Origin of the sequence: Natronomonas gomsonensis (assembly GCF_013391635.1) — an archaeon.
Taxonomy (GTDB): domain Archaea; phylum Halobacteriota; class Halobacteria; order Halobacteriales; family Haloarculaceae; genus Natronomonas; species Natronomonas gomsonensis_A.
Map to the genome: position 1 here is coordinate 1,007,851 of NZ_JACAWU010000002.1, position 23,624 is coordinate 1,031,474.

The following is a 23,624-nucleotide window of genomic DNA, read 5'->3' on the forward strand; positions in this document are numbered from 1 at the left end:
GAGTAGAGTAGCCAAAAACGCTCGGTCACGTCCCTCAGTCGTCATCCATCGTCACCGTGACCCGGCCGTGTGCGTCCTCGACGAACACGTCGCTGTCGTCGAGGTCGAAATCATCGAAGTCGGTGTGGCCGTAAGCGTAGCAGTCTTCACCGAGACCAAAGACGCCACCGTCACAGACCTCCCACCCCTCCTCCTCGTAGTTGCTGGACGCTAGTATGTCTGCTCCGCTTCCAGAGAGGATTCGGTTCGCGGCACCGTTCGTCAGTTCGCCTCGGAACAGTCTGTTGCCGTCACCGTCGGTCATCTCAATGAGCGCGGCGTCGTCACCGCTGTCGATATTTTCGTTCCGGTTGCTGTCGATAAACTGGTACGTGAGGTGGTATCGATAGCTGTCACTCTCTATCCGTAGATTCCCTTGGAGAGTCAGGAAGTCGTCGTCGACGCAGTTGATGGCACCGAGGAGTCCACCGAGGAGGCCGCCACCGTCGCCCAAGAGCAGACACTTCTCTTCGCTGTTGGGGACCAACTGCCCCTCCGACAACCTCAGCGACTCGATATCACCCATGCCGGGACGGTACTGCCCAGAAGTGTAGGCAGCGAACGTCGGCGCCCCGCCAGCACCGGCACCACCGACGATACGGCTGGTGGTTTCGTAATCCGGGGAGCCGTCATCGATTTCGGCAGTGACCTCTGTGACGCCGATTTGGGCGTTTCGGATACCGAACGTTGCCTCTCCGTCGTCGTCGGTTGTGACGGCCGCGGCCGTGAGCGTTCCCGGGCCGGTCCTATCGAGATCCACCGAGGCGCCGGATACCGGATTGCCGTACTCGTCGCGGACCGTCACGGTGAACGTCTGTCCGCTGTTGTCAGTCACACCACCTGCTGGTCGCATCGTAACGTACGTGCCGTCGGGCGAAGACGGCTCTTCGAGACTCACTTTCGTCACTCGGAAGTCGTAACTCTCGACGCTGTCGTTGAGTTCGATTTCGACGGTGTTCACCCTGGCATCACACGGCGGGTCGCTCCCGTCGCCACACGTCACTTCAGTGTCGTTGACGTTCGGGTTCTCGGCGGCAATCTCGTCCCACGCGGACTCGCTTCGAATCGTCGGGAGATCGATGCTCGCATCGTCTTCGGGTGTCACGGAATTGTATTCCGAGTTCGTGCTGACCGGTTCCAGCGACACGTCGTGGACGCTGGCCTGTTGGTCCACGTCGCCGTCGAGCAGCACGATGTCGATTTGGTCGCCGTTGACGACCTCACCGCCGACCGAAGTGGCGTACGACCCGTTTCCGGACTCGTGGACTCCGACGCCGTTCGCCAAGTAGTACGTTTCCTCGGTCCGGATGTAGTTGTAGGAGGGTTCGAGCGCTAGCAGTCGCGTCTCGAAGGTCCGTTCGGTGCCGTCCCAGTACTGTTTATGCGCAGATTCCAACCCCGCTATTGACACCTCGTGTTCGGCAGTCGTCGATAGCCGACTCTTCGGCGGCGGTGCGTTGATTCCCAACGCCCTATCGGGGTAGTCGGGAGCACCCTGAACCGTTTCGGAGGCGGAGGCGCCGCTGGCCGCCACGTCCATCGTCGTCGACCGCAGTTCCGAAACCTCGCCGTCCAGCGACTGGCTGTAACTCGATTCGACCTCGGCGTTCTGGTGGGGGACCACGTCGGATTGATAGATTGCAAACGTCGTCATGACGAGGGCGAACATCAGGACGAACCCCAGAACCGCAGAGACACCACGTTGGTCGTCGACAAACGACCCATCTCCCCTCATAGGGTACACGGTTGGCAGGTGACTCCGAAGTTTCTTGTTTCGATTTCCGGTTATAACCCACCATTTATATACAACTCCGACAGCGACGGGACTCTACTTTTCGTCGCGCTGCTCCCGGAGGCTCTGCCGAGTGAACTGTGGGGTTGCTCGGATACCCTTTCGGCTTCGGAACGACCGCCACAGGAGCGCCGCGACGGGAATCGAGACGGCTGCCGCGACGAGCGACGCCTCCAGCGTCGAGAAGGCGTACAGCACCGCCGACGCCATCACGGTCGCCGACAGCAGCCCGCCCAGAATCAACCGCTTTGCGAGCGTGTCGAGCGCACGTTCGTCGTCGGAAATCTCCAGTTGGACGGTCACGTCGCCGCGCTCGACGCGGTCGAGCGTGTTCTCCAGTTTCGGCGGGACGCGAACCATCGACTCGCCGAAATCGCGGGCTTCGGTCACCCGGTCCTCGATGAACCCGCGGGCGCTCTCCTCGATGAACCCCTGTTCGCGGAGGTAGTCGGTCGCCACCTCGATGAAGTCGAAGTCCTCGTCGAGGGTGACACAGACGCCCTCGACGACCGTCGCCACCCGCAACACCAACGCGAGATTCGGCGGCAACCGGAGCGGGAACTCGTAGATGGTGTCCTCGACCTGCTGGATGATTTGCTGGACGCGGTACTGTTCGATGTCCTCCCCCCGGGCGTCGGCGATAGCCAGTTCCATAACGTTCGCCATCACCTCGCGGTCGGCCTGCGGACTGAGCGTCCCCATCTCGACGAGGGTGTCGAGAATGTCGTCGATGTCCTGTCGGGCGATAGCCATGTAGAAGTCGATGATTTTCTCCTGGATGAACGGGTCGACCCGTCCGGACATCCCGAAGTCATAGAAGACGATGGTGCCGTCGTCTTGAACCGCGAGATTTCCGGGGTGTGGGTCGGCGTGGAAGACGCCGTCCTGGACGATCATCTGGAGGTAGACGCGCTGGAGCGTCTCCGCGAGCGTGGTTCGGTCGAGTCCGAGGCTGTCGAGGTTGTCGATTTGGGAGATTTTCGTCCCGCCGACGTACTCCATCGTGAGTACGCGCTTGCTCGACAACTCCGGTAGCGCGACGGGAACCCGAACATTGGGATTGTCGGCGAGGTTCCCGCCGATTTCTTCGAGCATTCGACGCTCCCGCTCGTAGTTCATCTCCTCGCGGATGGTCCGTTCGAACTCGTCGGCGAGCGTCTCCAAGGAGAACGACCGCGTGTCGTCGACGAACTGCATCAGTATCGGCAGCGACCACCGGATGACCCGGAGGTCGGCTTCGACGAGGTCCTCTATGCCGGGCCGGCGAATCTTCACCGCCACCTGCTGGTCGTCGAGGGAGGCGATGTACACCTGTCCGAGGCTCGCACCGCTTATCGCCTCGGTGTCGAACTCGTCGAACGTCGTCTCGATGGGGCCGATGTCTTCCTCGAAGATTTGCTTTGCTTCCCGCCAGTCGGCCGGCGGGACGTCGTCCTGTAGGCTCTCGAACTCATCGACGTACTCCGGGGGGAGGATGTCCGGCCGCGTCGACAGCAGCTGCCCGAGTTTGATGAACGTCGGGCCGAGGGTGAGGAGGGAGTTCAACAGCGCCTGGGCACGTTTCCGTCGGGTTTCGGCCGTGACTCGGCGACCGGAGCCGAACAGGAAGAATCGCTTTCGGTCCCGCGCGTACGCCAAGAGCAGCGGCAAGAACTGGTAGGCGACGACGACGAACCGCCGATAGACACGAAAGTTCACCGGGAGGACACCTCACCGAACCGGCCGCTCGACGACCGGAAGGGCTGCAGACGTACGGGGGATGCCGTAGTGATAAGAGTGGAGTACACGCGTCAGGAGATGGGAATCCGCTGGCCGCTCTCTTCGGTGGATTTGGGGAGCCGAAGCGTGAGGACGCCACGCTCCATCTCACCGGATGCGTCAGCGCCCGAAACGTCGGGCGGCAACGGCAGTTCGGCGTCGAGAAACAGCGAGCGCTCCTCGGTCACGTAGCGAAAGGAGGTCGGCAGCGACTTCTCGCGTCGCGCCTCGATGCGGAGTCGGCCGTCGTCGAGTGTCACGTCGAGGGTGTCGGCCGTCGCACCGGGGAGGTCGACGACGAGTAGATAGGCATCGTCGCTCTCCAGTAAGTCGGCGAACACCGTCTCCGGGAGCTCGCCGAGAGCCTCACGCAGTTGCATACGCCGGGGTACGCCCGCCGGAGCGTTAAAGCCCTCGGTGGCGGTGATTCGGCTATCGACGCCCACTGTTCGTCGTCCGTGACGGTAGCGTGTTGGTCTCGCCGCTGTGAGGGGCGCGACCCTTTTTCACCTTGCCGGCCTCAGAGTTCGGTATGAGCGACGTACGCGAAACAGGGTTCAAACAGCGCATCCGCGTGGCTGACGCCCGCGAGCGCTTACTCGACGTGGACCCCCTAGACAGAACCGAGCGCGTCCCCCTTTCGGTGGCAGACGGCCGGACCCTCGCCGAACCCATCGACGCCGCCCGAAACGTTCCCCACTACGCACGCGCCGCGATGGACGGGTGGGCAGTGCGCGCCGAGGACACCTTCGGCGCCTCCGACCGCTCGCCGGCGATACTCCGACCCGCGGAGTCGGCTGGGCCGAACGCCGCCGTCCGCGTTCACACCGGCAGCGAACTCCCCGAGGGCGCCGATTCGGTCGTGATGGTCGAGCAAACCGAGGAGATAGCCGGCGAACTCGAAGTGTTCGACGCCGTCGCCGAGGGCGAAAACGTCGCCCCTGTCGGCGAGGACGTCGAGACCGGCCAGCGGCTCTACGAATCCGGCCACCAGCTCCGTCCCTCGGACCTCGGACTGTTGAAGGCTATCGGCGTCGACACCGTCGAGGTGGTTTCCCGACCGGAAGTCGCCGTCGTCCCGACCGGCGAGGAACTCGTCCAGGCCGACCCCGACCCGGGCGAGGTTATCGAGACGAACCGATTTACCGTCTCGCGACTCGCCGAGCGCTGGGGCGCCGACGTGACACGGCGGAACATCGTCACCGACGACCACGAGGCGCTCCGCGTCGCCGTCGAACGCGACCTCACGCGAGACGTGGTGGTTACGACCGGCGGCTCCTCCGTCGGCGAACGGGACCTCATCCCGGAAGTCGTCGAGGAACTCGGCGAGGTGTTCGTCCACGGGGTCGCGCTGAAACCGGGCCATCCGGTCGCTCTCGGCCGCGTGGAGGACACGACGGTCGTGATGCTGCCCGGCTATCCCGTCGCCGCCATCGTCAACGCCGTCCAGTTCCTCCGACCGCTCATCAAACACCTCGGTCGGATGCCGAGAAATCCGCTTCCGACACGTGAGGCTGAACTGACGCGGAAGATACGGAGCGAACCCGGCGTTCGGACGTTCGTTCGGGTGAAGCTCGACCGCGTGCCGCGTGACGGGGGCGACGACGCCGTCGAAGCGACGCCGACACGGGCCAGCGGGTCGGGCATCCTCTCCAGTGTCGCTCTCGCCGACGGGTGGGTCGTCGTCGAGGAGAGCCGCGAAGGGATTCCGAAGGGCGAAACCGTGACCGTCCAAGACTGGGAGTACAATGCGTAGAAAGGAGTTCCGCGATTTGGCCGACCCCGCCGAGGCCCACGAGGCAATCGCCTCGCTGGACCTCCGAGCGGACGACGAGACCGTCCCGCTCCGAGAGGCCCGCGGCCGCGTGCTGTCCGAGCGCATCGACGCCGCCCTCGACGTGCCGGGATTCGACCGCGCGAGCGTCGACGGCTACGCGCTGAAAGCCGCCGACACCTTCGGCGCCGACGAGGCCGACCCCGTCGAGTTGGAGCTGGTCGGCGAGGTCCACGCCGGCGCCGAACCCGACGTGGAGGTCGAAGACGGTGAGTGTGCCGAAATCTCGACCGGTGCCGTCCTCCCACCGGGCGCCGACGCGGTGGTGATGGTCGAGCGCACCGACACTGATGGTGAAACCGTCCTCGTCCGCACCTCGCTGGCGCCGGGCGACCGCGTGATGTTCGCGGGCGCCGACGTGGCCGCCGGCGAGCGGGCCCTCGGCCCCGGAACCGTGTTGACGCCGCGGGAAATCGGCTTGCTGTCCGCCCTCGGGGTCGACGAAGTGCCCGTTCGTGGAAAGCCGACGGTCGGCATCATCTCGACCGGCGACGAACTCGTCCGTCCCGGCGAACCACTGGACAGCGATTCGGGCGAAATCTACGACGTGAACAGCTACACGACGGCGACAGCAATCGAGGAAGCCGGCGGCGAGGCGCGGCTGTACCCTCACGCCGGCGACGACTACGAGGCGATGGAGTCGGTCCTCCGGGAGGCCGCAAGCGAGTGTGACCTCGTGCTCTCCTCGGGGTCGACCTCGGCGTCGGCCGTCGATGTCATCTACCGCGTCGTCGAGGAGACGGGCGAACTCCTCCTCCATGGCGTCGCGGTCAAACCCGGCAAACCGATGCTCGTCGGGCGGCTGGATGGGTCAGCCTACATCGGCCTTCCCGGCTATCCGGTTTCGGCGTTGACCATCTTCCGGACGTTCGTCGCGCCCGCCGTTCGGAGCGCTGCCGGACTGCCTGAACCGCGAACCGCCACCGTCACCGGCGAGATGGCCGTCCGGGAGCGATACAGCGAGGGGCGACTGCGATACATGCCCGCCGGAGTGGTCGAGGACGGCGACGGAACCACGCTCGTCTACCCGGTCGACAAGGGTAGCGGCGCGACGACGAGTCTCGTCGAGGCGGACGGCGTGGTCGCCGTCGACCCCGACGTGGAGTACCTCGATTCGGGCGAGGAAGTCGAGGTGCAGTTGTTCTCCGCCGACGTTCGCCCGCCCAGCCTGTTCGGCGCCGGCGAGGACGACCCCGCGCTGTCGCGGCTGCTGGACCGAGTCGAGCGACCGCGATATCTCGGCGTCGGCAGCCGACAGGGAATCAGACGACTCCGCGACGGCGTCACCGACGTTGCCGTCGTGTCGGGCGACGCCGAACCCGCCGACGCGACCGAACTCGGCGGCTGGACCCGCGAGTGGGGGCTGGTCGTCCCGGCCGACAATCCCGACGACATCGATGGCCTCGCCGACCTCGTCGACCGGGAACTCCGGTTCGTCAACCGGACGACCGACTCAGGGCTTCGGACCACCCTCGGCGACGCTGTTGCCGACCTCGCCGACGAACGCGGCGTCGACCGCCACGACCTCGTGGAGGCCATCGACGGCTTCGAGTTCGCCGTTCGTGCCCACGAATCGCCCGCACGCAAAGTCCTCGCCGGAAAGGCCGACGCCGGCCTCGGGTTGGCCGCGACCGCCGACGCACTCGGGATGGGGTTCGTCCCCTGCGGAACCGAGACGGTACGGGTGTACGGAAGCGACGACCGCCTCGAAAAGCCGGGGGTCACGCGGTTGGCGACAGTCATCGATGACGGCGCCTCGGTCATCGAGTCGCTGCCCGGCTACGACTCGCAGTAGGTTTTTGTCAGCACGGGTTGCATGATTCGGTATGTCCTGTGACCACGAACTCGATGCCGAGTATCTGTATCCGGGCGACACCGACGTGTTGGAGATTTACGAAGGCGACGACGGCGTTCACGTGACGCTGGCACTCGCCTGTCCGGAGTGCGGCGAAGCGCTCGAAGTCGACGCGGCCGTCGAGAGCGTCGAAGAGGGCGACTTCGAGTTGCCGCTCGACGACGAACTGTACGACTAGACGAGGTCGTCGACGCGGTCGACGCGGTGGTCGCCGACGACACACAGGCCACGTCGGTCGTGGCCGTGGCGTTCGACGTGTGCGCCGTCTAGGCCGGCGTTCCACGCTGCTCCCACGTCGTGGGGGCCGTCGCCGACGAGGACGCCGTCGCCGTCGGCGCCGACCGACGACAGCGCCATGTGGACGGGTTCCGGGTCCGGTTTCCAGCCGGTCTCCTCGGTACAGCAGACGACCGCATCGAACCAGTCGCCGATGTCGAGCGCCTCCAACACCGGGTCGGTGAGGTACTCCTGACAGTGCGTGACGAGCACCGTCGGCGAATCGAGGTTCCCGACCACCTCGGCGTCGTCGTAAAGATAGGTTGCGTCGGCACGGGCCTCGGGGTCTTCCTCCTCGTGATACACCTCCCAGAACGTCTCGACGTCGACGCCCCACTCGGAGAGTTGGTCGTTGCGAACGCCGCCCAAGCCGTGCCACACCGCCTCGGCCTCCCGCTCGGAGAAATCGTGGCCGACGCGGTCGCCGACGCGGTCGAACACGTCGTGGACGTATCCAGGTTCTACGTCGACGAGGGTGCCGTCGAGGTCGAACACCCAGTGGTCGTAGGACGGGACGCTCATGGGTTCCAGCGTAGGTGAGTACCGAATAAGTGCTTTCTGGAGGCGGTTGGTTGCTGATGCCGACGCCGGCGGAGGCTACTCTCTGTCCCGAACGTGGATTCGGGAGCCGAGATACTTCGTGAGGACCTCGGGTACGTCGTCTGCGTTGAACAACTCGAGGTCCGCCGCGATGGCGTCCTGAAGGGCCTCGTAGTACGCGTCGTCAGTCCCGAGTTCCCGAAACTCGACCGACTCGACATCCGTCCCGAGCATCTCCTCGGCCAGTTCACACATGTGGCCGTGGTCGTTCACCTCGCCCCGCCAGAGGTTATCTCTGAAAAACAGCCAGCCGTCCTCGCCAGGCGGCGCTGCCCGCTTGAAAAGCGTCGTCTCGACGGTCGCGGGGTCGAGTCGGACCGTCGGGTCCGACGGCGAGAGTCGAAGCCGAACGGCGAAGACGTACTCCGCATCGCCCACGTCCTGTGGGTCGCTCATCGGTCTCAGTCCGCGAGTTCGTTGAACCGCGCGGCGAGGTCGGTGTCGTTTTCGGTGATGCCGCCGGCGTCGTGGGTCGTCAGTCGGACCTCCACCTCCCGCCAGCCGACGGTCATCTCGGGGTGGTGGAACGCCTCCTCGGCGAGGCCGCCCGCCCCTGCGGCGAAGCCGACGCCTTCGAGATACGAGTCGAACTCGAAGGTGCGGACGATTTTGTCGCCGTCACGTTCCCAGCCCTCCGGTAGTCGACGCTCGATTTCCTCGTCGGATAGCAGGTCACTCATGGGTGAGTAGTCGGTCCGTGACCCGATAAAACTACGCGAGCAGCGAGGGGCCGGTCAGTCGCCGGCCGGTGCGGCGGCCGTCGAGCGGGCACCGAGGGCTCGGGTGCGCCGAATCGCCGCGAGCGTCAGTCCGAAGGCGACAAACGAGAGACCGAGAATCAACAGTTGGCCGTCGTTGCCGAACGCGCGGCGAGCGACGACGAGTTGGGAGACCACGAGTGCAGCGCCGACCCCGCCCGCGTAGGCGACGGCCCGGGCGCCGAGTTCCCGACTCCACAGCGCGACGAGACACAGTGCGGCGAACATCGCGAAGCCGAGGCCGTAGTAGACGAACTGTGCGATTTCGCCGAAGGCGACGAACAGTCGCGGGGTGAGGCCGACCATCACGGGAAAGCCCAGGAGTGCAGCGGTCGCGGCGGTCTGAATCTTCTCGAAGGTCACCTCGGACACGTCGGCGTAGGCCCACACCGTCGCGCCGACGAGGAACGCGAGGATGAGCGACGCGAACGTGAAGTGCAGCGTCAACACGACGATGGAGTAGCCGAACACCAACTCGTTTACGAGGACGGTGAACGCCCCGAAGACGATTTGCACCGGCGTCAACAGCATCGCGGCGAGGGTGGCGAGGCGAATCCGTCGTGAGTGACCACCGCGCCACGCCGCAATCGTAGAGCCGATGATGAGGAAGCCGGTTATCATCGCCACCAGTCGGTGGGACCACTCGATGAACGACATGAAGTTCGCCGGGAACAGCCCGAAGACGGCGCCGTCGCACAGCGGCCACCGGGCTTCACAGGTCAGTCCGGCCCCGGACGTGGCCGTGATGACCCCGACGAGTGCCGTGAGCGCCGTCGTGACGGTCGTGACGAGCAACAGCCGACGGAAGTCCATAATCGACGTTCGGTACTACGGGAGTATATACCCCCCGAAACCGGACGCTGGCGGGAGCCGACGACCGGTTGGGGCAACGTCTGCCGAACTCCTCGGCTTGGGTAGCTTTTTGAGGCCAGTCGACGGGGTACCAGTATGGGACTGGACGAGGATTCACTCGAGTATCACCGGCGGGAGCCGCCGGGGAAAATCGAGATATCGACGACGAAGCCGACGAACACGCAACGGGACCTCTCGCTTGCGTACTCACCCGGCGTTGCCGCGCCGTGTAACGAAATCGCCGAGGACTCCGAGCGAGCGTTCACCTACACGACGAAGGGGAACATGGTGGGCGTCATCTCGAACGGCACCGCTGTGCTCGGATTGGGCGACATCGGCGCGCAGGCATCGAAGCCGGTGATGGAGGGGAAGGGCGTGCTGTTCAAGCGTTTCGCCGACATCGACGTCTTCGACATCGAGTTGGACCAACACGACCCCAAGGAGATAATCACGTCCGTGAAGGCGATGGAGCCCACCTTCGGCGGCATCAACCTCGAGGACATCAAGGCGCCGGAGTGTTTCGAAATCGAAAAGACGCTCCGAAAAGAGATGGACATCCCCGTCTTCCACGACGACCAACACGGGACGGCAATCATTTCGGGGGCCGCACTGCTGAACGCCGCCGAAATCGCCGACAAAGACCTCTCGGAGGTCGAAATCGTCTTCTCCGGGGCCGGCGCGTCCGCGCTCGCTACCGCCCGCTTCTACGTCTCTCTGGGCGCCGACCGCGACAACATCACGATGTGTGACTCCTCGGGCATCATCACCGAGGAACGCGCCGAAGCCGGCGACGTAAACGAGTTCAAACAGGAGTTCGCACAGGACCGTCCCGCAGGCGACCTCGCGGATGCGATGGAGGGTGCCGACGTGTTCGTCGGCCTGTCCGTCGGCGGATTGGTCTCCGAGGAGATGGTCCAGTCGATGGCGGCCGACCCCATCATCTTCGCGATGGCGAACCCCGACCCGGAAATCGGTTACGAGGCGGCGAAGAACGCCCGCGACGACACGGTCATCATGGCGACGGGTCGCTCCGACTATCCGAACCAGGTCAACAACGTCCTCGGGTTCCCCTTCATCTTCCGCGGGGCGCTGGACGTGCGGGCGACGGAAATCAACGAGGCGATGAAGGTCGCCGCCGCCGAGGCGCTCGCCGAGTTGGCCCAACAGGACGTGCCCGACGCCGTCGTCAAAGCCTACGGCGACCAACCACTGCAATTCGGCCCCAACTACATCATCCCCAAACCGCTGGACCCACGGGTCCTCTTCGAGGTTGCCCCGGCAGTGGCGAAGGCGGCGATGGACAGCGGATGTGCCCGGAAGGAACTCGACCTCCAGAAGTACGCCGAGCGGTTGGAGGCACGACTCGGGAAGTCCCGCGAGATGATGCGCGTGGTGCTGAACAAGGCCAAAAGCGACCCGAAGCGACTCGTCCTCGCCGAGGGCGACGACGAGAAGATGGTGCGTGCAGCCCACCAGCTCGTCGACCAGGGCATCGCCGAACCGGTTCTCATCGGCGACCGCGAGGAAATCTGGGAGCACGCCGAACGGCTCGGCCTCGATTTCGACCCCGAAATCGTCGACCCCGAAGAGGGCAACCTCGCGCCGTACGCCGAGCGACTGTACGAACTCCGCCAGCGGAAGGGCGTCACCAGACGCGAGGCCGACGAACTCATCGAGGACGGCAACTACCTCGGCAGCGTGATGGTCGAGATGGGCGACGCCGACGCGATGCTCACCGGCCTCATGCACCACTACCCCTCGGCGCTTCGCCCGCCGCTGCAGGTCATCGGTACGGACCCCGAGGCCGACTACGCGGCAGGGGTGTACATGCTGACGTTTAAAAACCGCGTCGTCTTCGTCGCCGACGCCACCGTCAACCAATCGCCCGACGAGGACGTCCTCGCCGAAATCACGAAACAGACCGCGAAACTCGCCCGCCGGTTCAACGTCGAACCGCGGGCGGCGCTGTTGTCGTACTCCGATTTCGGCAGCGTCCGAAACGAGGGGACCAGCAAGCCGCGAAACGCCGCGAAGATGCTCCACGAGGACCCCGAGGCCGACTTCCCGGTCGACGGTGAGATGCAGGCCGACACGGCGGTCGTCGAGGAGATGCTGACGGGCGATTACTCCTTCTCGGAGTTGGACGAGCCAGCGAACGTGCTGGTCTTCCCGAACCTCGAAGCCGGCAACATCGCGTACAAACTGCTCCAACGGCTGGGCGGTGCCGAGGCCATCGGCCCGATGCTCGTCGGCATGGACAAGCCGGTCCACGTCCTCCAGCGGGGCGACGAAGTCAAAGACATCGTCAATCTGGCCGGCGTTGCGGTCGTCGACGCACAGTCCAACGGACAGTAGCCGACCGGGACCGTCGGGAGCGGTCGGCCTTTTTCGCCCACGTTTTTGCGCCGAGTGGGGAGCGAAGCGATCCCCGAGGCGGAAAAAGGTGGAAGTTGAGGAGATCGTCAATCTGGCCGGTGTGGCGGTCGTCGACGCACAGTCAAACGGTCAGTAACCGCCTCGGTCTGGACAACTGTCCGCTTTCTCCGTGAAACGTGGTAACAGTACGGCAGTCGCCCGTCGAAACGTTGAAACCCGATTCCCCCGACAATCGGGGTATGGCACGCAAGTTCAGCATGGACCGTCGTGCGTATCTGAAGACGGTCGGAGCAGCGGGGACGACCGCAGCGGTTGCGGGTTGTCTCGGCAACGGTGGGAACGGCAACGGCAACGGCAATGGGAACGGCAATGGAAACGGGAACGGAAACGGCGACGGCAACGACGTAATCGTTCCGGGGACCGCCTCCGGGTTCCCGCCGTTCGAGTACACCCAAGACGGGGAGTTGGTCGGCTTCGACGTCGACCTCGCCGAGGAGGCGATTACCCGCGCCGGCTACGAAGTCGGCGACTGGGTCGACATCGAATTCGACTCGCTCATCCCGTCGTTGACCGGCGGCGACATCGACCTCGTCGCGGCCGCGATGACGATTACCGACGAGCGGTCGGAGCAAATCGCGTTCTCGAACCCCTACTACGAGGCCAATCAGTCCGTGTTGGTCTCTTCCGACGGCGATTTCGCACCCGAAGGCGAGTCCGACCTCGAAGGCCAGGTCATCGGAGCCCAATCCGGGACGACCGGCGCCGCGGAAGCCGAACGGCTCATCGAGGAGGGCGTCGTCGACGGCGACGACTACCGCCAGTACGACAACTACACGCTGGCGGTCGAGGACCTCGAGAACGGCAACGTCGACGCCATCATCATCGACGTGCCGGTCGCGAACAACTTCGCCGACAGCCGGTCGGTCGAGGTCGCCTTCGTCATCGAGACCGGCGAGGAGTACGGTCTTGGGATGCGACAGGACGACGACCGCATCGGCGACATCAACGACGCACTCGCCGAGATTCGCGAGGACGGCACCTACGAGGACCTCGTCGCCGAGTACTTCGAGTGAGATAGATGGACCCGGTGTTCCTGCAGGCCGGCGACTGGGCGTTCATCGCCTCGAACGGGTCGTACCTGCTGGTCGGTACGGTCGTCACCGTGCTGTTGACGGTGACGAGCCTCGGCCTCGGCTTCCTCGCCGGCTTTCCGGCCGGCGCCATCGAGGTGTACGGCTCCGGATGGCTGGAGGACATCGTCAGCACCGTCGGCGTCGTCCTGCGCGGGACGCCAATCGTCGTGCTCATCGTCCTGTTTTATTTCGGATTACCGATTCCTGAAATCGGCCGAATCGAGGCCCTCGACATCCGGATGAGCACCTTCCTCGCCGCGACGCTTGCATTGGGCCTCCGGAGCGCCGCCTACCAGGGACAGGTGTTCCGCGGCGCCATCCAGTCCATCGACGAGGGCCAGATGGAGGCCGCACGCTCGGTCGGAATGACGAAACTGCAGGCCATCCGCCGTGTCGTCTTCCCACAGGCGCTTCGGCGCTCGGTACCAGGGTTCCAAAACGAGTTCACCATCGTTCTCAAGGACACGAGCGTCGCCTTCGCCATCGGACTGGCAGAGCTGCTGACCCGGGCGGAGAACCTCTATCTCCAGCCGGGACGAGGCACCGCAGTGATGGAGGTCATCATCACCATCAGCGCCATCTACTTCGTGCTCACCTTCACGACGAACCGTTCGCTCGATTACATCGAATCCGTGTACGCGACACCCGGAGGCAACGAATGAGTCTACTACGCGTCGAGAACGTCGACAAATCCTACGGCGACGAGGAGGTACTGCACGACGTGAGTTTCGAGATGGACCGCCAGGACGTCGAGGTCATCGTCGGCCCCAGCGGCTCGGGGAAATCGACGATGCTCCGGTGTGTCAATCGACTCACCGAAATCGACGACGGCGCCATCTTCCTCGACGGCGAGGAGATTCACGGTATCGACGAAAACGACCTTCGGCGCCGCGTCGGCATGGTGTTTCAGGACTTCAACCTCTTTGCCCACCGCACCGCCCGAGGCAACGTCACGCTCGGGTTGACCGAGGTGCTGGGACTGTCGAAGGAGGAGGCCCGAGCGAAGGCCGACGACTACCTCGGTCGCGTCGGCCTCGCTGAACAAGCCGATTCCTACCCGGCGGAACTTTCCGGCGGCCAGAAACAGCGCGTCGGCATCGCCCGCGCGCTAGCGATGGACCCCGAACTCATCCTCTTCGACGAACCGACGAGCGCACTCGACCCCGAACTCATCGGGGAGGTGCTGGAAGTGATGCGCGACCTCGCCGAGGGCGGGATGACGATGCTGTGTGTCACCCACGAGATGGGCTTTGCTCGCTCGGCGGCGTCGACGCTGACGTTCCTCGATGAGGGCCGAATCGTCGAGCGCGGCCCGCCCGAACAGCTGTTCGATACCCCCGAACACGACCGCACGAGACAGTTCCTCAGTGAACTGACCGACCTCCACTGATGAGCGAGACGGAAGTCAGAGGGTCGACGGTCGGCGAGATTCCGGGGCGCAAGCGACTGGTCGTCATCGCAGTCGGGGCCGTCTTCTGGACGTGGCTGCTCGCCCGGTGGGCCTACCACAACACGCTGTTGGACCGCCTGTTCACCGCGTTGGGCTTTCCGGACCTCATCCGCTCGGAGCTGGGCTACCGCCAACAGGAGCCGTGGCTTCCAGCAGCGCCATTCGAATCCGTCGCGGAAGCCATCCTGAGCGTCCAGAGTGCCTTCGGCCCCCTCGAGTTCCTCGTCGGGTGGGCAGCGTGGCCGTTCGAACTCGCAGCCTTTGCGACGACGACCGAACCCGCACTCGCCTCCGGGGCGTTCATCACGGTGTATCTCACCATCCTCTCGATGCTGTTCGGGCTGGTCATCGCCGTGCCGCTGTCGGTCGCTCGGGTGTACGGCGGGCCGATTCTCTCGGGAATCTCGCTCGTCTACACCGAACTCATCCGCGGGACGCCGCTGCTCGCACAGCTGTTTTTCCTGTACTTCGGGCTGCCACTTGCGAGCTTCTTCAACGGCTTCGAGTTCGTCGGTGAGGGCGCGATTCCGCGCGCGTCGATTCTCGTCGCGATAATCGGCTTCACCATCAACTCCTCGGCGTACCAATCGGAGTACATCAGGTCCGCACTGCAGTCGGTCGACGCGGGCCAACTGACAGCCGCGCGGGCCGTCGGCCTCTCGAAACTCGACGGCATCAGACACGTCGTCCTCCCACAGGGACTGCGCTTTGCCATCCCCGGGTGGACCAACGAGTTCGTCTACCTCATCAAGTACTCCTCGCTGGCGGCCTTCATCACCGTCCCGGAACTGTTCCGGCAGGCCCGAAACATCGGCTCCGACACCTTCCAGTTCACCGATATCTACGTCATCGCCGCGCTGTTCTATCTCGCCTTGGTGTTGACGACGGCACTCGCGATGTCGAAACTCGAAGACGCGGTGGCGATTCCCGGACTGGGGTCGTCATCCCGCTGACTACATGAAATCCGAGAGACCGGCCTGTCCGTCGTCATCTTCGGCGGCTTCGGCGCGTTCCTCGGTGGTCCGCTCGGCGTCTTCATCGTCGCTTTCGGTGCCGTCGTCCGAGGGCTCCGAACTGCCGAAGTCGGCGAGCGTGCCGCTGCTTTCGCTGCCGTCTTCGGACACTGTTTCGTCGTCGCCGTTTTCGGCCGCCGATTCCAGTTGGGCGAAGGCGCCCCCGGAGTGGTCGACGGCCTCCTGTTCGAGTAGTTCTTCGGCGTCCTCGACGATTCCCTGCACCTTGTTGGTCGTCTTTCCCGACCCGGTGATGAAGGAGACGTGTTCGGCATCGAGGTCGTAGCGAGCGACCATCCGAACCGTGAGGTCGCGGTTCCGACAGTGGTGGGTCATCGCCGCGAGATATGGCATGATTTCCCGGCGAGCGGTCGCCGTCGAAACGCCGGCCGTTTCGGCGATTTTCCGGGCGATGTAGTCCCGCGTCGAGTCTCGCGAGGACCGATACGGCGCGCCACCGTATCGGGTCCAGCCACCGCGGTCGGACCGTCTGACCGCCGCGACGCCCGCGGCGACGTTGTCGGTGGCGTAGCGCCAGTAACTGTAGTTCTGGGTCGCACGAACCCGACCGAGCCACACGTCGGCGTCGGCGAGGTGTTCGTAGGCGTCGGCGAGTTCGTCACCCTCGTACACCTTGGGCACCTTGTCCTCTATCCACTGCAGTAAGTCGTCGGGTGTCTCGTCGACCGAGTAGGCCGTCTGGAGGGCGTCTTCGGCGGACTCCTCTTTCAGCACGGCATCGAGAAACGAGAAGATGTCGACCGTCTTGTCGCGGTCGCTTTCCTCGCCCTCGGGGCGTATCTCGCCGTCGCGTTCCCGTGATTGGAGGTCCTTGATGGCGCCTCGAAGGTCACCGCGGTTCTGCTCGGCGATGCCCTTCAGCACCGATTCCTCGAAGGCGACGTTCTCCTGTCGGCAGATATCCCGGAGGACGGGGACGATAGAGCGCGAGGAGATGTCGCGGAACTCGATGTCGCGGCAGGCGCTCCGGAGCCCCGACGACATCTCGTAGTAGTCGTTGGCGATGAGGACGATGGGTTGGGTGGCGTTTTTCACCAGTCGCGTCATCGCCGCCGCGCCGCCGCGGTCCTTGTGCTGGTGGAGGTTGTCGGCCTCGTCTAAGATGATGAGTTGTCGGGAGCCACCGAGCGTCGTATTCGAGGCCGCCCGCCCCGCCACGCGGTCGATTTCGTCTTTCGTCCGGGAGTTCGAGGCGTTCAGCTCCATCACCGGCCACCCCATGTCGTTGGCCAGGGCGTGGGCCGCCGAGGTCTTCCCGACGCCCGGCGAGCCATGGATGACGACCGCCTCGCCGTGGTCGTCCCACGTTTCGGCCCACTCCTTCAGCGCGTCGCGGGCCTTGTCGTTCCCGCGGACCTCCGACAGCGTCGAAGGGCGGTACTTTTCCGTCCAATCACTCATTATCGGAGGGAGGTTCGTGGCGGGTAAAGTGATTGCGGAGCGACCGACATCGCCCTACGCCTCTCGGAGGTCGTCGACGGCCTTCGAGCGAATCCCCGCGGCCGCCACCTCGTCGGCCCGTCGGACGATTTCGGCCTCCAGCGTCGCCGGTTCGACCGTCGTCCGCGAGGAATGGGCAAGGACGATGTGGGCGATTTCGACCGGGAGGTTGGCACGGGAGACGACCGCCACGCCGTAGTGGGGATGTCCCAACAGGTCGCCGACTTCGGTCGTCTCCATCCCGTCGAACTCGTAGGGTTTCGAGACGTCGTGGACGAGCGCGCCCGCGATGACGACATCGAGGTCGATGTCGAGGTCCGAATCGCGGGCGAGCAGCGACTCGGCGAGCCCGACCGCACACGAGGTCACGTCACGGACGTGCTCGACGAGTGAGGCCTCGTCCGCCTCGATGTCCAACTCGCGTTGAGCCGGCGGAAACCACGGCACGTCGGGGAGGTCCTCGACGTCGAGTCCGTTGATGCCGGCCGCAGTGGTCCACGCCGAGGCGACGCCAGTTCGGAGGGTGTCGTCGTCGATACTCTCGATTTCGGGGAAGACGTCCTCGATCTCCATACCACCACGACGACGGGCAGGCCGCTAAACGCTGTGGAACCCGTCCGACACCAGTCGTGGGCAGGACTTATGCGGTGCGTGCCGAATCACCCTGTATGGTCGACGACATCGACGGGACGACACTCGCCCAGCGAATCATCCTCTGTTGTTTGGCCGACCTCTCGACCGAGGGGGCGACGCCAGCGAACTCCGCGGAGATACGCGAGTTGGCCACAGAGCGAATCGATAAGACGGACACCGATGCGGCCGGCCACCTCACCGAAGCCGACGTGATGCGCGCGCTCAACGCGCTGGTCGAATCCGAGTTCGTCGAGGAGTCCTCACCCGACAGCCACTCGCCCGTCGGCAAGGGCCGACTCGAATATTCGCTGACGAGCGACCCCGAGGCGGTGCGGTCGGCGCTTCGAAGCGACGAGCGAATCGCACCGCTGTTGGAGTGAGTCAGCCGCCGAGTTCGATATCGACGAGCGACGTGTCGCTGATTCGAATCCGCGACTCGAAGTAGTCGCCGTCACGTCGGTAGAACCGGAGCCAACTCGCGACCTCCCGCCCCTCGGGAAGCGACAGGTCATCCGCCGAAAGCGTCGAGAGCACCGACTCGAAGGCCTCAGATGGGGCGCCTTCCTCGTGGTATCCCGTTATCGCCGTCGACTCCTCGAAGAGATCCCGTTCCGCCTCCGAGAGCGAGTCGCTCTCGACGGTGGCGACGACGTGTTCGGATTCGACGTGGTCGACCAGTGCCGACCGCCCGTCCGCGACGGAATCGAGGGTGTGGGTGTACCGCGTCGTCTCGACGGCCTCTCGCTCGACGTGGAGTCGAACGGCGAGTTCCTCGGGACCGAACTCCGAATCCGGTTCGACGAGGGCGTACTCGAACGGTGGGTCGGGAACGAGGTCGCTGTTCTCGGGGTCCAGCGGCTCGAAGAAGACGGTTCCCCGGCGGTACGCCCGTTGGGCCTCGTGGTCGCGTTCTTCCAGCACCGAGACGTGGGCCTCGGCGATGGCGTCGTCGACTATTTCGGCGTCCGACTCCGAGAGTCCATCCCGCGGCGTCGTCGTGTAGTCGACACCCGCGGGGAGTTCATCGAGCGGCTCCATCCAGACGACCCACCGCTCTAGTGTGGCCGGTTCGGCCTCGACACGAACGCGGTGGTAGGAACCGTCGACTTCGGTGTAGGCCGGGCGGTAGCCGTCCTCGCCGCTGGGTCGTTCCTCGACCAGCGGAATCTCGATTGATTCGACCGAACCGGTCTCGCGTAACTCCTCCGCGAGGCGTTCGGCGTCGCTCTCGTCGTAGTGGACGGCGTTGGACGCTGGCCGCCACGTGAACAACTCGACTGGGTCGGCACCAGCCTCGGGGCGGCTCTTGAGCGTTCGTCTGGCACCACCGAACGTAGAACAGCCCGCGAGGGCGGTCGTGCCGGCGGCGAGGGCGCCGACGAGGAACCGCCGCCGCGATGGCTCGAAGGGCATATCCGAGGTGACGGAAGCCGAACCTAAAGGCCTTCAGAAGACACAAACGCGGGGTTTAGTTACCGCGTCGCACGCCGAGGCGTCACTCGCCCCAGTTGCGGCGCTCGGTCGGCCGCTCCGACAGCGCCATCACGTCCAGCGGTTCGTCCTTCGTCTCGATGGCCTCCAGCGCCGCACGGGCGCTCGGAACCGTCGAGAAGTAGGTCACCGTCTCCTCGACGGCGACCTCCAGAACGTCGCGGTCCCGCGAGAAGATGACGTCTATCTCGCCGTCACGGATGGCCTGTTCGAGGTCCTCGAAGTCGTCTTTCTCATGGACCTCGAAGTTGCGTTCGGCGCCCTCGCGCACGTCGGAGATGTCCTCGTTCTTCTGAGACATCCCGCGCAGGGTTTCGAGGTCGACGACGGCAGTCCCCTCGGTGGGGATGGGTTTGCCGGTCGACGATTGGGCCTTCAGGTACGCCTTCCCGAAGGAGCGTGCCGTTCCCATGACCTCGCCGGTGGATTTCATCTCGGGGCCGAGACGGGGGTCGCTGCCCGGTAGGCGGTCGAACGGCAGGACGACCTCCTTCACGGAGACGTGTTCGGGAATCTGCTCGTGGGCCTGGAGTTCGTCCAGCGACTGGCCAGCCATCACCTTCGCCGCGAGTTTGGCGATGGGGACGCCCGTGGCCTTCGAGACGAACGGGACGGTACGGGACGAACGGGGATTGGCCTCGAGGACGTACACCTCGCCGTCGCGGACGGCGAGTTGGACGTTCAGCAGGCCGACGGTGTCGAGCGCGCGAGCGATGTCGAGTGCCACCTCGCGGACGCGTTCGAGCGTCTCCTGGGACAGCGACCGCGGCGGAATCATACACGCCGAGTCACCGGAGTGGACGCCGGCGGCCTCGACGTGTTCCATGATGCCGCCGATGAGCACGTCCTCGCCATCCGCTACTGCGTCGACGTCGAGTTCGACGGCGTCGGCGAGGAACTCGTCGACGAGGATGGGCTTGTCGGGGGCGACGCGAACCGCCTCCTCGATGTACTCCTTCAGTTCCTCGTCGGAGTACACCACGTCCATCGCGCGGCCGCCCAGCACGTAGGAGGGGCGGACGAGGACAGGATAGCCGATGTCGTGGGCCAACTCGAGGGCCTCTTGTTCGCTGGTCGCCGTACCGCCCTTCGGCTGGCTGATGCCGAGTTCGTCCATCAGGACGTTGAACCGGTCGCGGTCCTCCGCGAGGTCCATCGCCTCGACGGACGTGCCCATGATTTCACAGTCGAGGTCGCGGCGTTCGAGTTCCTTCTCGAGTGGGTCGCCGACGTTGACGGAGGTCTGACCACCGAACTGGACCATCACGCCGTCGGCGTTGGTCTCCTCGACGATGTCGGCCACCTCTTCGGCCGTGATGGGTTCGAAGAACAGCCCGTCGGAGGTGTCGTAGTCCGTCGACACCGTCTCGGGGTTGTTGTTGACGACGTGGGCGTCGATGCCCTCCTCGCGGAGCGCACGCACGGCGTGGACCGCACAGTAGTCGAACTCGACGCCCTGTCCGATACGGATGGGGCCGCCGCCGACGACCACGACCGACTCGACGTCGCGGTCGACCTGCACCTCGCTTGCGCCCTGTCCCGTGGGTGGTTCACGCGCGGAGTAGTAGTACGGCGTCGACGCACGGAACTCGCCGGCACAGGTGTCGACCTGCTTGTAGGTGCGACTGGAGGTTTCGTTCTCCACGTCGTCGACTGTCACCCCTGCGCCGTCGGTTTCGACCGGCCGACCTTCGCCGTCGTCGTCTTCTGCGTCCTGTACCTCGGAGGGTATCCAGGAGGCGTGGGTGTCGTTGAATTCGCCGCCGGCGATGGCGGTGACTTCCTGATTGGTGAAGCCGGCATCGGCGGCGATCTGGAACTCGCCGTCTTGTGCGGCGTCGGCGGCATCAGCGATGCGCTTGAACCGCTCGACGTACCACTCGTAGATGCCCGTCAACTCGACGACTTTCTCGACGGTGTAGTCGCGGTCGAAGGCCTCGAAGATGGCGTAGGGACGGTCCGGCGTCGGCCGGATGAGGTACTGTTCTTCGAGTTCCTCGTCGCCCACGTCGGCCCAGTCGACAGCGGGGTCGTACTCCGAGGACCGCAGCGCCTTCAGCATCGACTCCTCGAACGTTCGGCCGATAGACATCGCCTCGCCCGTCGATTTCATCGCCGGGCCGAGTTCGAACTCCACGTCGGAGAACTTGTCCTTCGGCCACCGTGGGACCTTCGTGACGATGTAGTCGATTGCGGGTTCGAACGCCGCCGTCGTCTCGCCGGTGATTTCGTTGTCGATTTCGTGGAGGCGCTTGCCCATCGCGACCTTCGCCGTGACGCGGGCGATGGGGTAGCCGGTCGCCTTCGAGGCCAAAGCCGAGGACCGCGAGACGCGGGGGTTGACCTCGACGACGCGGTACTCCCCGGAGGGCGTGCCGTCGTCGCGCCAGGCGTGTTGGATGTTACAGCCGCCCTCGATACCGAGTTCGCGGATGACCTTCAGCGCCGAGTCGCGCATCTCCTGGTGGGCCTCGTCGGGGATGACCTGACTGGGCGTGACGACCGTCGACTCGCCGGTGTGGATGCCCATCGGGTCGATGTTCTCCATGTTGCAGATGATGATACAGGAGTCGTCGGCGTCCCGCATCACCTCGTATTCGAGTTCGACCCAGCCGGCGATGGACTCGGTGATCTGGACTTCGTGATTCCGGGAGAGCTGGAAGCCCTTGCGGGCGATTTCCCGCAGTTCGTCCATGTCGTCGACGACGCCGGAACCCGAGCCACCGAGGGTGTAGGCGGTGCGGGCGATGACCGGCAGACCGCCGACTTCCTCGACGGCGTCTTCGATTTCGTCCATCGACTCGATGGTCGCTGAGCTACACACGGGTTCGCCGATATTCCGCATCCGTTCGCGGAACAGTTGGCGGTCCTCCGTCGCGTAGATGGTGTCCAGCGGCGTCCCCATGATTTCGACGTCGTGTTCCTCGAGGACGCCCTCCTCGGCGAGTTCGGCGGTGACGTTCAGGCCGGTCTGGCCGCCGAGGCCGGCGATGACGCCGTCGGGTTTCTCCTCGCGGATGACCTCGGCGATGGCCTCGGTGGTGATGGGTTCGACGTACACCTTGTCGGCCATCTCGGGGTCCGTCATGATGGTCGCCGGATTGGAGTTGACGAGGACGACCCGGGCGCCTTCCTCCTGGAGCGCCCGACACGCCTGTGCGCCGGAGTAGTCGAACTCGGCCGCCTGTCCGATTTGAATGGGTCCGCTGCCGATGAGCAGGATAGTGCGGTCCTCGTCTGGCATTACTCGACCCCAATCCGTACATCGTAATAAGCCCGGCGATAGAATGCGGATATCGTAACGCGAGTACGAATTTCGAATCGAAAGAGGTTTGTTGCAGGCGGCGCCAGCGCTGCCGCTCTAGGTGAAACAGCAGCGACGGGAGGAAAACTCAGTTCACTTCGCCGAGTCGGTAGCGATAGGGCTGGCCGTCGATGACCTCGACTTCGCCGACCTGTGCCTCTCGGCCGAGAACGGTCGCAACCTGGTGAGCGCTGTCGAACTCCTCGCCGTGCTCCTCAAGAAGGTCGAGTATCTCCCGGGCCGTCAGCGGCTCCTCGGGGTCGGCCTTCGACAGCACGGTTCGGATGCGCTCGAACTCACCCCGGCGTATGCGCATGTTCTTACACATGTGCCCACATACCATAACACCCCGTCAGACAAACGTCGGACGAGTGAACGACGAAAACCGAAAGACGGAGCAGGGATGGACTCGCCGACGTTCGTCAGACATCGAACATCGAATTCGTGTGACGCGGTGTCACACCGGCGTGTCGACTTCCGACTCGAAGTTCCGCTGTTCGCGGTACTGTTCGACGAACGCCTCGACGTCGAACTCCAGCATCTGTTCTTCGAACGCCGAAGCGGTGTCGCTGTCGCCGTGGCTGGCGGCGTGATCCATCAACTCCACGAGCAGCTCGACGACGGTCTCGTGGAGCCGTCGGGAGTCGAAATCGGTCACCCACACGAGGGCGTAGCCGACGGAGCCGTCTTCGCTCACGTCGGCGACGGCGACCTCGTCGGGGAACTCCTCTAGAACGATACCCATCACGTGGGCGATGCCGAATTCGGGGAACTCGTCGGCGGTTTCGATGGTCTCGCGCAACACCTCGGCGATGGATTCGGGGACGAACCGGGAGACGGGGTGGACGTCGACGACGACGGCGTGGTGCTCGCCGCAGTCACAGCAAACGTCGCGCATCCCCATGTCGATGTCCCGAGCGTGAACCGTCTCGCCACACGCCAACTCGAGTGTGCCCGGGTCGTCGCCCGGAACGCGCGGTTCTGCCATTGGTCACTCTC

The 23,624-nt window shown here is 64.8% G+C and carries 22 protein-coding genes; 9 read left to right on the plus strand and 13 right to left on the minus strand.

The genetic code is table 11. From position 1 onward, the window contains the following. Nucleotides 1-34: 34 nt before the first annotated feature. The 3 genes from HWX69_RS13760 to HWX69_RS13770 all read right to left on the minus strand — a co-directional run bounded on the left by HWX69_RS13760 (nucleotide 35) and on the right by HWX69_RS13770 (nucleotide 3,969). On the minus strand, nucleotides 35-1,774 hold the full coding sequence (locus HWX69_RS13760; protein WP_178917646.1) for an Ig-like domain-containing protein: 1,740 nt from the start codon (nucleotides 1,772-1,774) through the stop codon (nucleotides 35-37). Between the two features lie 93 nt (nucleotides 1,775-1,867). Beyond that, complete coding sequence (locus HWX69_RS13765; protein WP_178917647.1) at nucleotides 1,868-3,529, minus strand: AarF/UbiB family protein; 1,662 nt, start codon at nucleotides 3,527-3,529, stop codon at nucleotides 1,868-1,870. 92 nt (nucleotides 3,530-3,621) lie between these two features. Further along, nucleotides 3,622-3,969: an Hsp20/alpha crystallin family protein gene (locus HWX69_RS13770; protein WP_156708098.1), complete on the minus strand. Its 348-nt coding sequence runs from the start codon at nucleotides 3,967-3,969 to the stop codon at nucleotides 3,622-3,624. 152 nt (nucleotides 3,970-4,121) lie between these two features. On the opposite strand from HWX69_RS13770, the gene HWX69_RS13775 reads away from it, so the two are divergent. Genes HWX69_RS13775 through HWX69_RS13785 form a run of 3 tightly spaced genes read left to right on the plus strand, consistent with a single transcriptional unit; the run spans nucleotide 4,122 to nucleotide 7,456 of the window. Further along, nucleotides 4,122-5,345, plus strand: coding sequence for a molybdopterin molybdotransferase MoeA (locus tag HWX69_RS13775; RefSeq protein ID WP_178917648.1), 1,224 nt, complete (start codon nucleotides 4,122-4,124; stop codon nucleotides 5,343-5,345). Next, a complete protein-coding gene (locus tag HWX69_RS13780) occupies nucleotides 5,338-7,218 on the plus strand; it encodes a molybdopterin biosynthesis protein (RefSeq protein WP_178917649.1) in 1,881 nt (626 codons plus the stop codon). Before HWX69_RS13775 ends, HWX69_RS13780 begins: the two co-directional genes overlap by 8 nt. A 31-nt stretch (nucleotides 7,219-7,249) precedes the next feature. Then, complete coding sequence (locus tag HWX69_RS13785; RefSeq protein WP_178917650.1) at nucleotides 7,250-7,456, plus strand: hypothetical protein; 207 nt, start codon at nucleotides 7,250-7,252, stop codon at nucleotides 7,454-7,456. On the opposite strand, the gene HWX69_RS13790 is transcribed toward HWX69_RS13785, so the two are convergent. From HWX69_RS13790 to HWX69_RS13805, 4 genes are all read right to left on the minus strand, one after another. Further along, entirely contained in the window at nucleotides 7,453-8,076 is a 624-nt protein-coding gene (locus tag HWX69_RS13790; protein ID WP_178917651.1) for an HAD family hydrolase, read from the minus strand. The genes HWX69_RS13785 and HWX69_RS13790 overlap by 4 nt on opposite strands. Nucleotides 8,077-8,151: 75 nt before the next feature. Next, nucleotides 8,152-8,550, minus strand: a complete 399-nt coding sequence (gene lwrS, locus HWX69_RS13795; protein ID WP_178917652.1) for an LWR-salt protein — start codon at nucleotides 8,548-8,550, stop codon at nucleotides 8,152-8,154. A gap of 5 nt (nucleotides 8,551-8,555) precedes the next feature. Then, nucleotides 8,556-8,834 carry a 4a-hydroxytetrahydrobiopterin dehydratase gene (locus HWX69_RS13800; protein ID WP_178917653.1) on the minus strand — a complete coding sequence of 93 codons (279 nt, stop codon included), beginning with the start codon at nucleotides 8,832-8,834 and terminating at the stop codon, nucleotides 8,556-8,558. A gap of 54 nt (nucleotides 8,835-8,888) precedes the next feature. Then, nucleotides 8,889-9,725 carry a COX15/CtaA family protein gene (locus HWX69_RS13805; protein WP_178917654.1) on the minus strand — a complete coding sequence of 279 codons (837 nt, stop codon included), beginning with the start codon at nucleotides 9,723-9,725 and terminating at the stop codon, nucleotides 8,889-8,891. Nucleotides 9,726-9,860: 135 nt separating this feature from the next. On the opposite strand from HWX69_RS13805, the gene HWX69_RS13810 reads away from it, so the two are divergent. From HWX69_RS13810 to HWX69_RS13830, 5 genes are all read left to right on the plus strand, one after another. Beyond that, nucleotides 9,861-12,119, plus strand: coding sequence for an NADP-dependent malic enzyme (locus HWX69_RS13810; RefSeq protein ID WP_178917655.1), 2,259 nt, complete (start codon nucleotides 9,861-9,863; stop codon nucleotides 12,117-12,119). A gap of 260 nt (nucleotides 12,120-12,379) precedes the next feature. Then, complete coding sequence (locus tag HWX69_RS13815; protein WP_178917656.1) at nucleotides 12,380-13,213, plus strand: basic amino acid ABC transporter substrate-binding protein; 834 nt, start codon at nucleotides 12,380-12,382, stop codon at nucleotides 13,211-13,213. A 5-nt stretch (nucleotides 13,214-13,218) separates the two neighbouring features. After that, nucleotides 13,219-13,935 (plus strand): amino acid ABC transporter permease, encoded by a 717-nt coding sequence (locus HWX69_RS13820; protein ID WP_178917657.1) that lies wholly within the window; start codon nucleotides 13,219-13,221, stop codon nucleotides 13,933-13,935. Continuing rightward, complete coding sequence (locus HWX69_RS13825; protein WP_178917658.1) at nucleotides 13,932-14,663, plus strand: amino acid ABC transporter ATP-binding protein; 732 nt, start codon at nucleotides 13,932-13,934, stop codon at nucleotides 14,661-14,663. Before HWX69_RS13820 ends, HWX69_RS13825 begins: the two co-directional genes overlap by 4 nt. Next, entirely contained in the window at nucleotides 14,663-15,676 is a 1,014-nt protein-coding gene (locus tag HWX69_RS13830) for an amino acid ABC transporter permease (protein WP_178917659.1), read from the plus strand. Before HWX69_RS13825 ends, HWX69_RS13830 begins: the two co-directional genes overlap by 1 nt. Here HWX69_RS13830 and HWX69_RS13835 read toward each other — a convergent pair whose 3' ends face one another. Beyond that, the gene (locus tag HWX69_RS13835) at nucleotides 15,677-17,158 is read right to left on the minus strand and encodes a replication factor C large subunit (protein WP_178917660.1); all 1,482 of its coding nucleotides are present in this window, start codon (nucleotides 17,156-17,158) and stop codon (nucleotides 15,677-15,679) included. Between the two features lie 54 nt (nucleotides 17,159-17,212). Next, nucleotides 17,213-17,770, minus strand: coding sequence for an HD domain-containing protein (locus HWX69_RS13840; RefSeq protein ID WP_178917661.1), 558 nt, complete (start codon nucleotides 17,768-17,770; stop codon nucleotides 17,213-17,215). Between the two features lie 95 nt (nucleotides 17,771-17,865). Between HWX69_RS13840 and HWX69_RS13845 the strand changes: the two genes are divergently transcribed. Beyond that, entirely contained in the window at nucleotides 17,866-18,210 is a 345-nt protein-coding gene (locus tag HWX69_RS13845; RefSeq protein ID WP_178917662.1) for a Cdc6/Cdc18 family protein, read from the plus strand. A 1-nt stretch (nucleotide 18,211) separates the two neighbouring features. On the opposite strand, the gene HWX69_RS13850 is transcribed toward HWX69_RS13845, so the two are convergent. From HWX69_RS13850 to HWX69_RS13865, 4 genes are all read right to left on the minus strand, one after another. Next, entirely contained in the window at nucleotides 18,212-19,243 is a 1,032-nt protein-coding gene (locus tag HWX69_RS13850) for a hypothetical protein (RefSeq protein ID WP_178917663.1), read from the minus strand. Between the two features lie 82 nt (nucleotides 19,244-19,325). Then, a complete protein-coding gene (carB, locus tag HWX69_RS13855; RefSeq protein ID WP_178917664.1) occupies nucleotides 19,326-22,565 on the minus strand; it encodes a carbamoyl-phosphate synthase large subunit in 3,240 nt (1,079 codons plus the stop codon). Nucleotides 22,566-22,713: 148 nt separating this feature from the next. Next, a complete protein-coding gene (locus HWX69_RS13860) occupies nucleotides 22,714-22,941 on the minus strand; it encodes a hypothetical protein (protein WP_156707186.1) in 228 nt (75 codons plus the stop codon). A 141-nt stretch (nucleotides 22,942-23,082) separates the two neighbouring features. Continuing rightward, entirely contained in the window at nucleotides 23,083-23,613 is a 531-nt protein-coding gene (locus HWX69_RS13865; protein ID WP_178917665.1) for a DUF5815 family protein, read from the minus strand. Nucleotides 23,614-23,624: the final 11 nt, after the last annotated feature.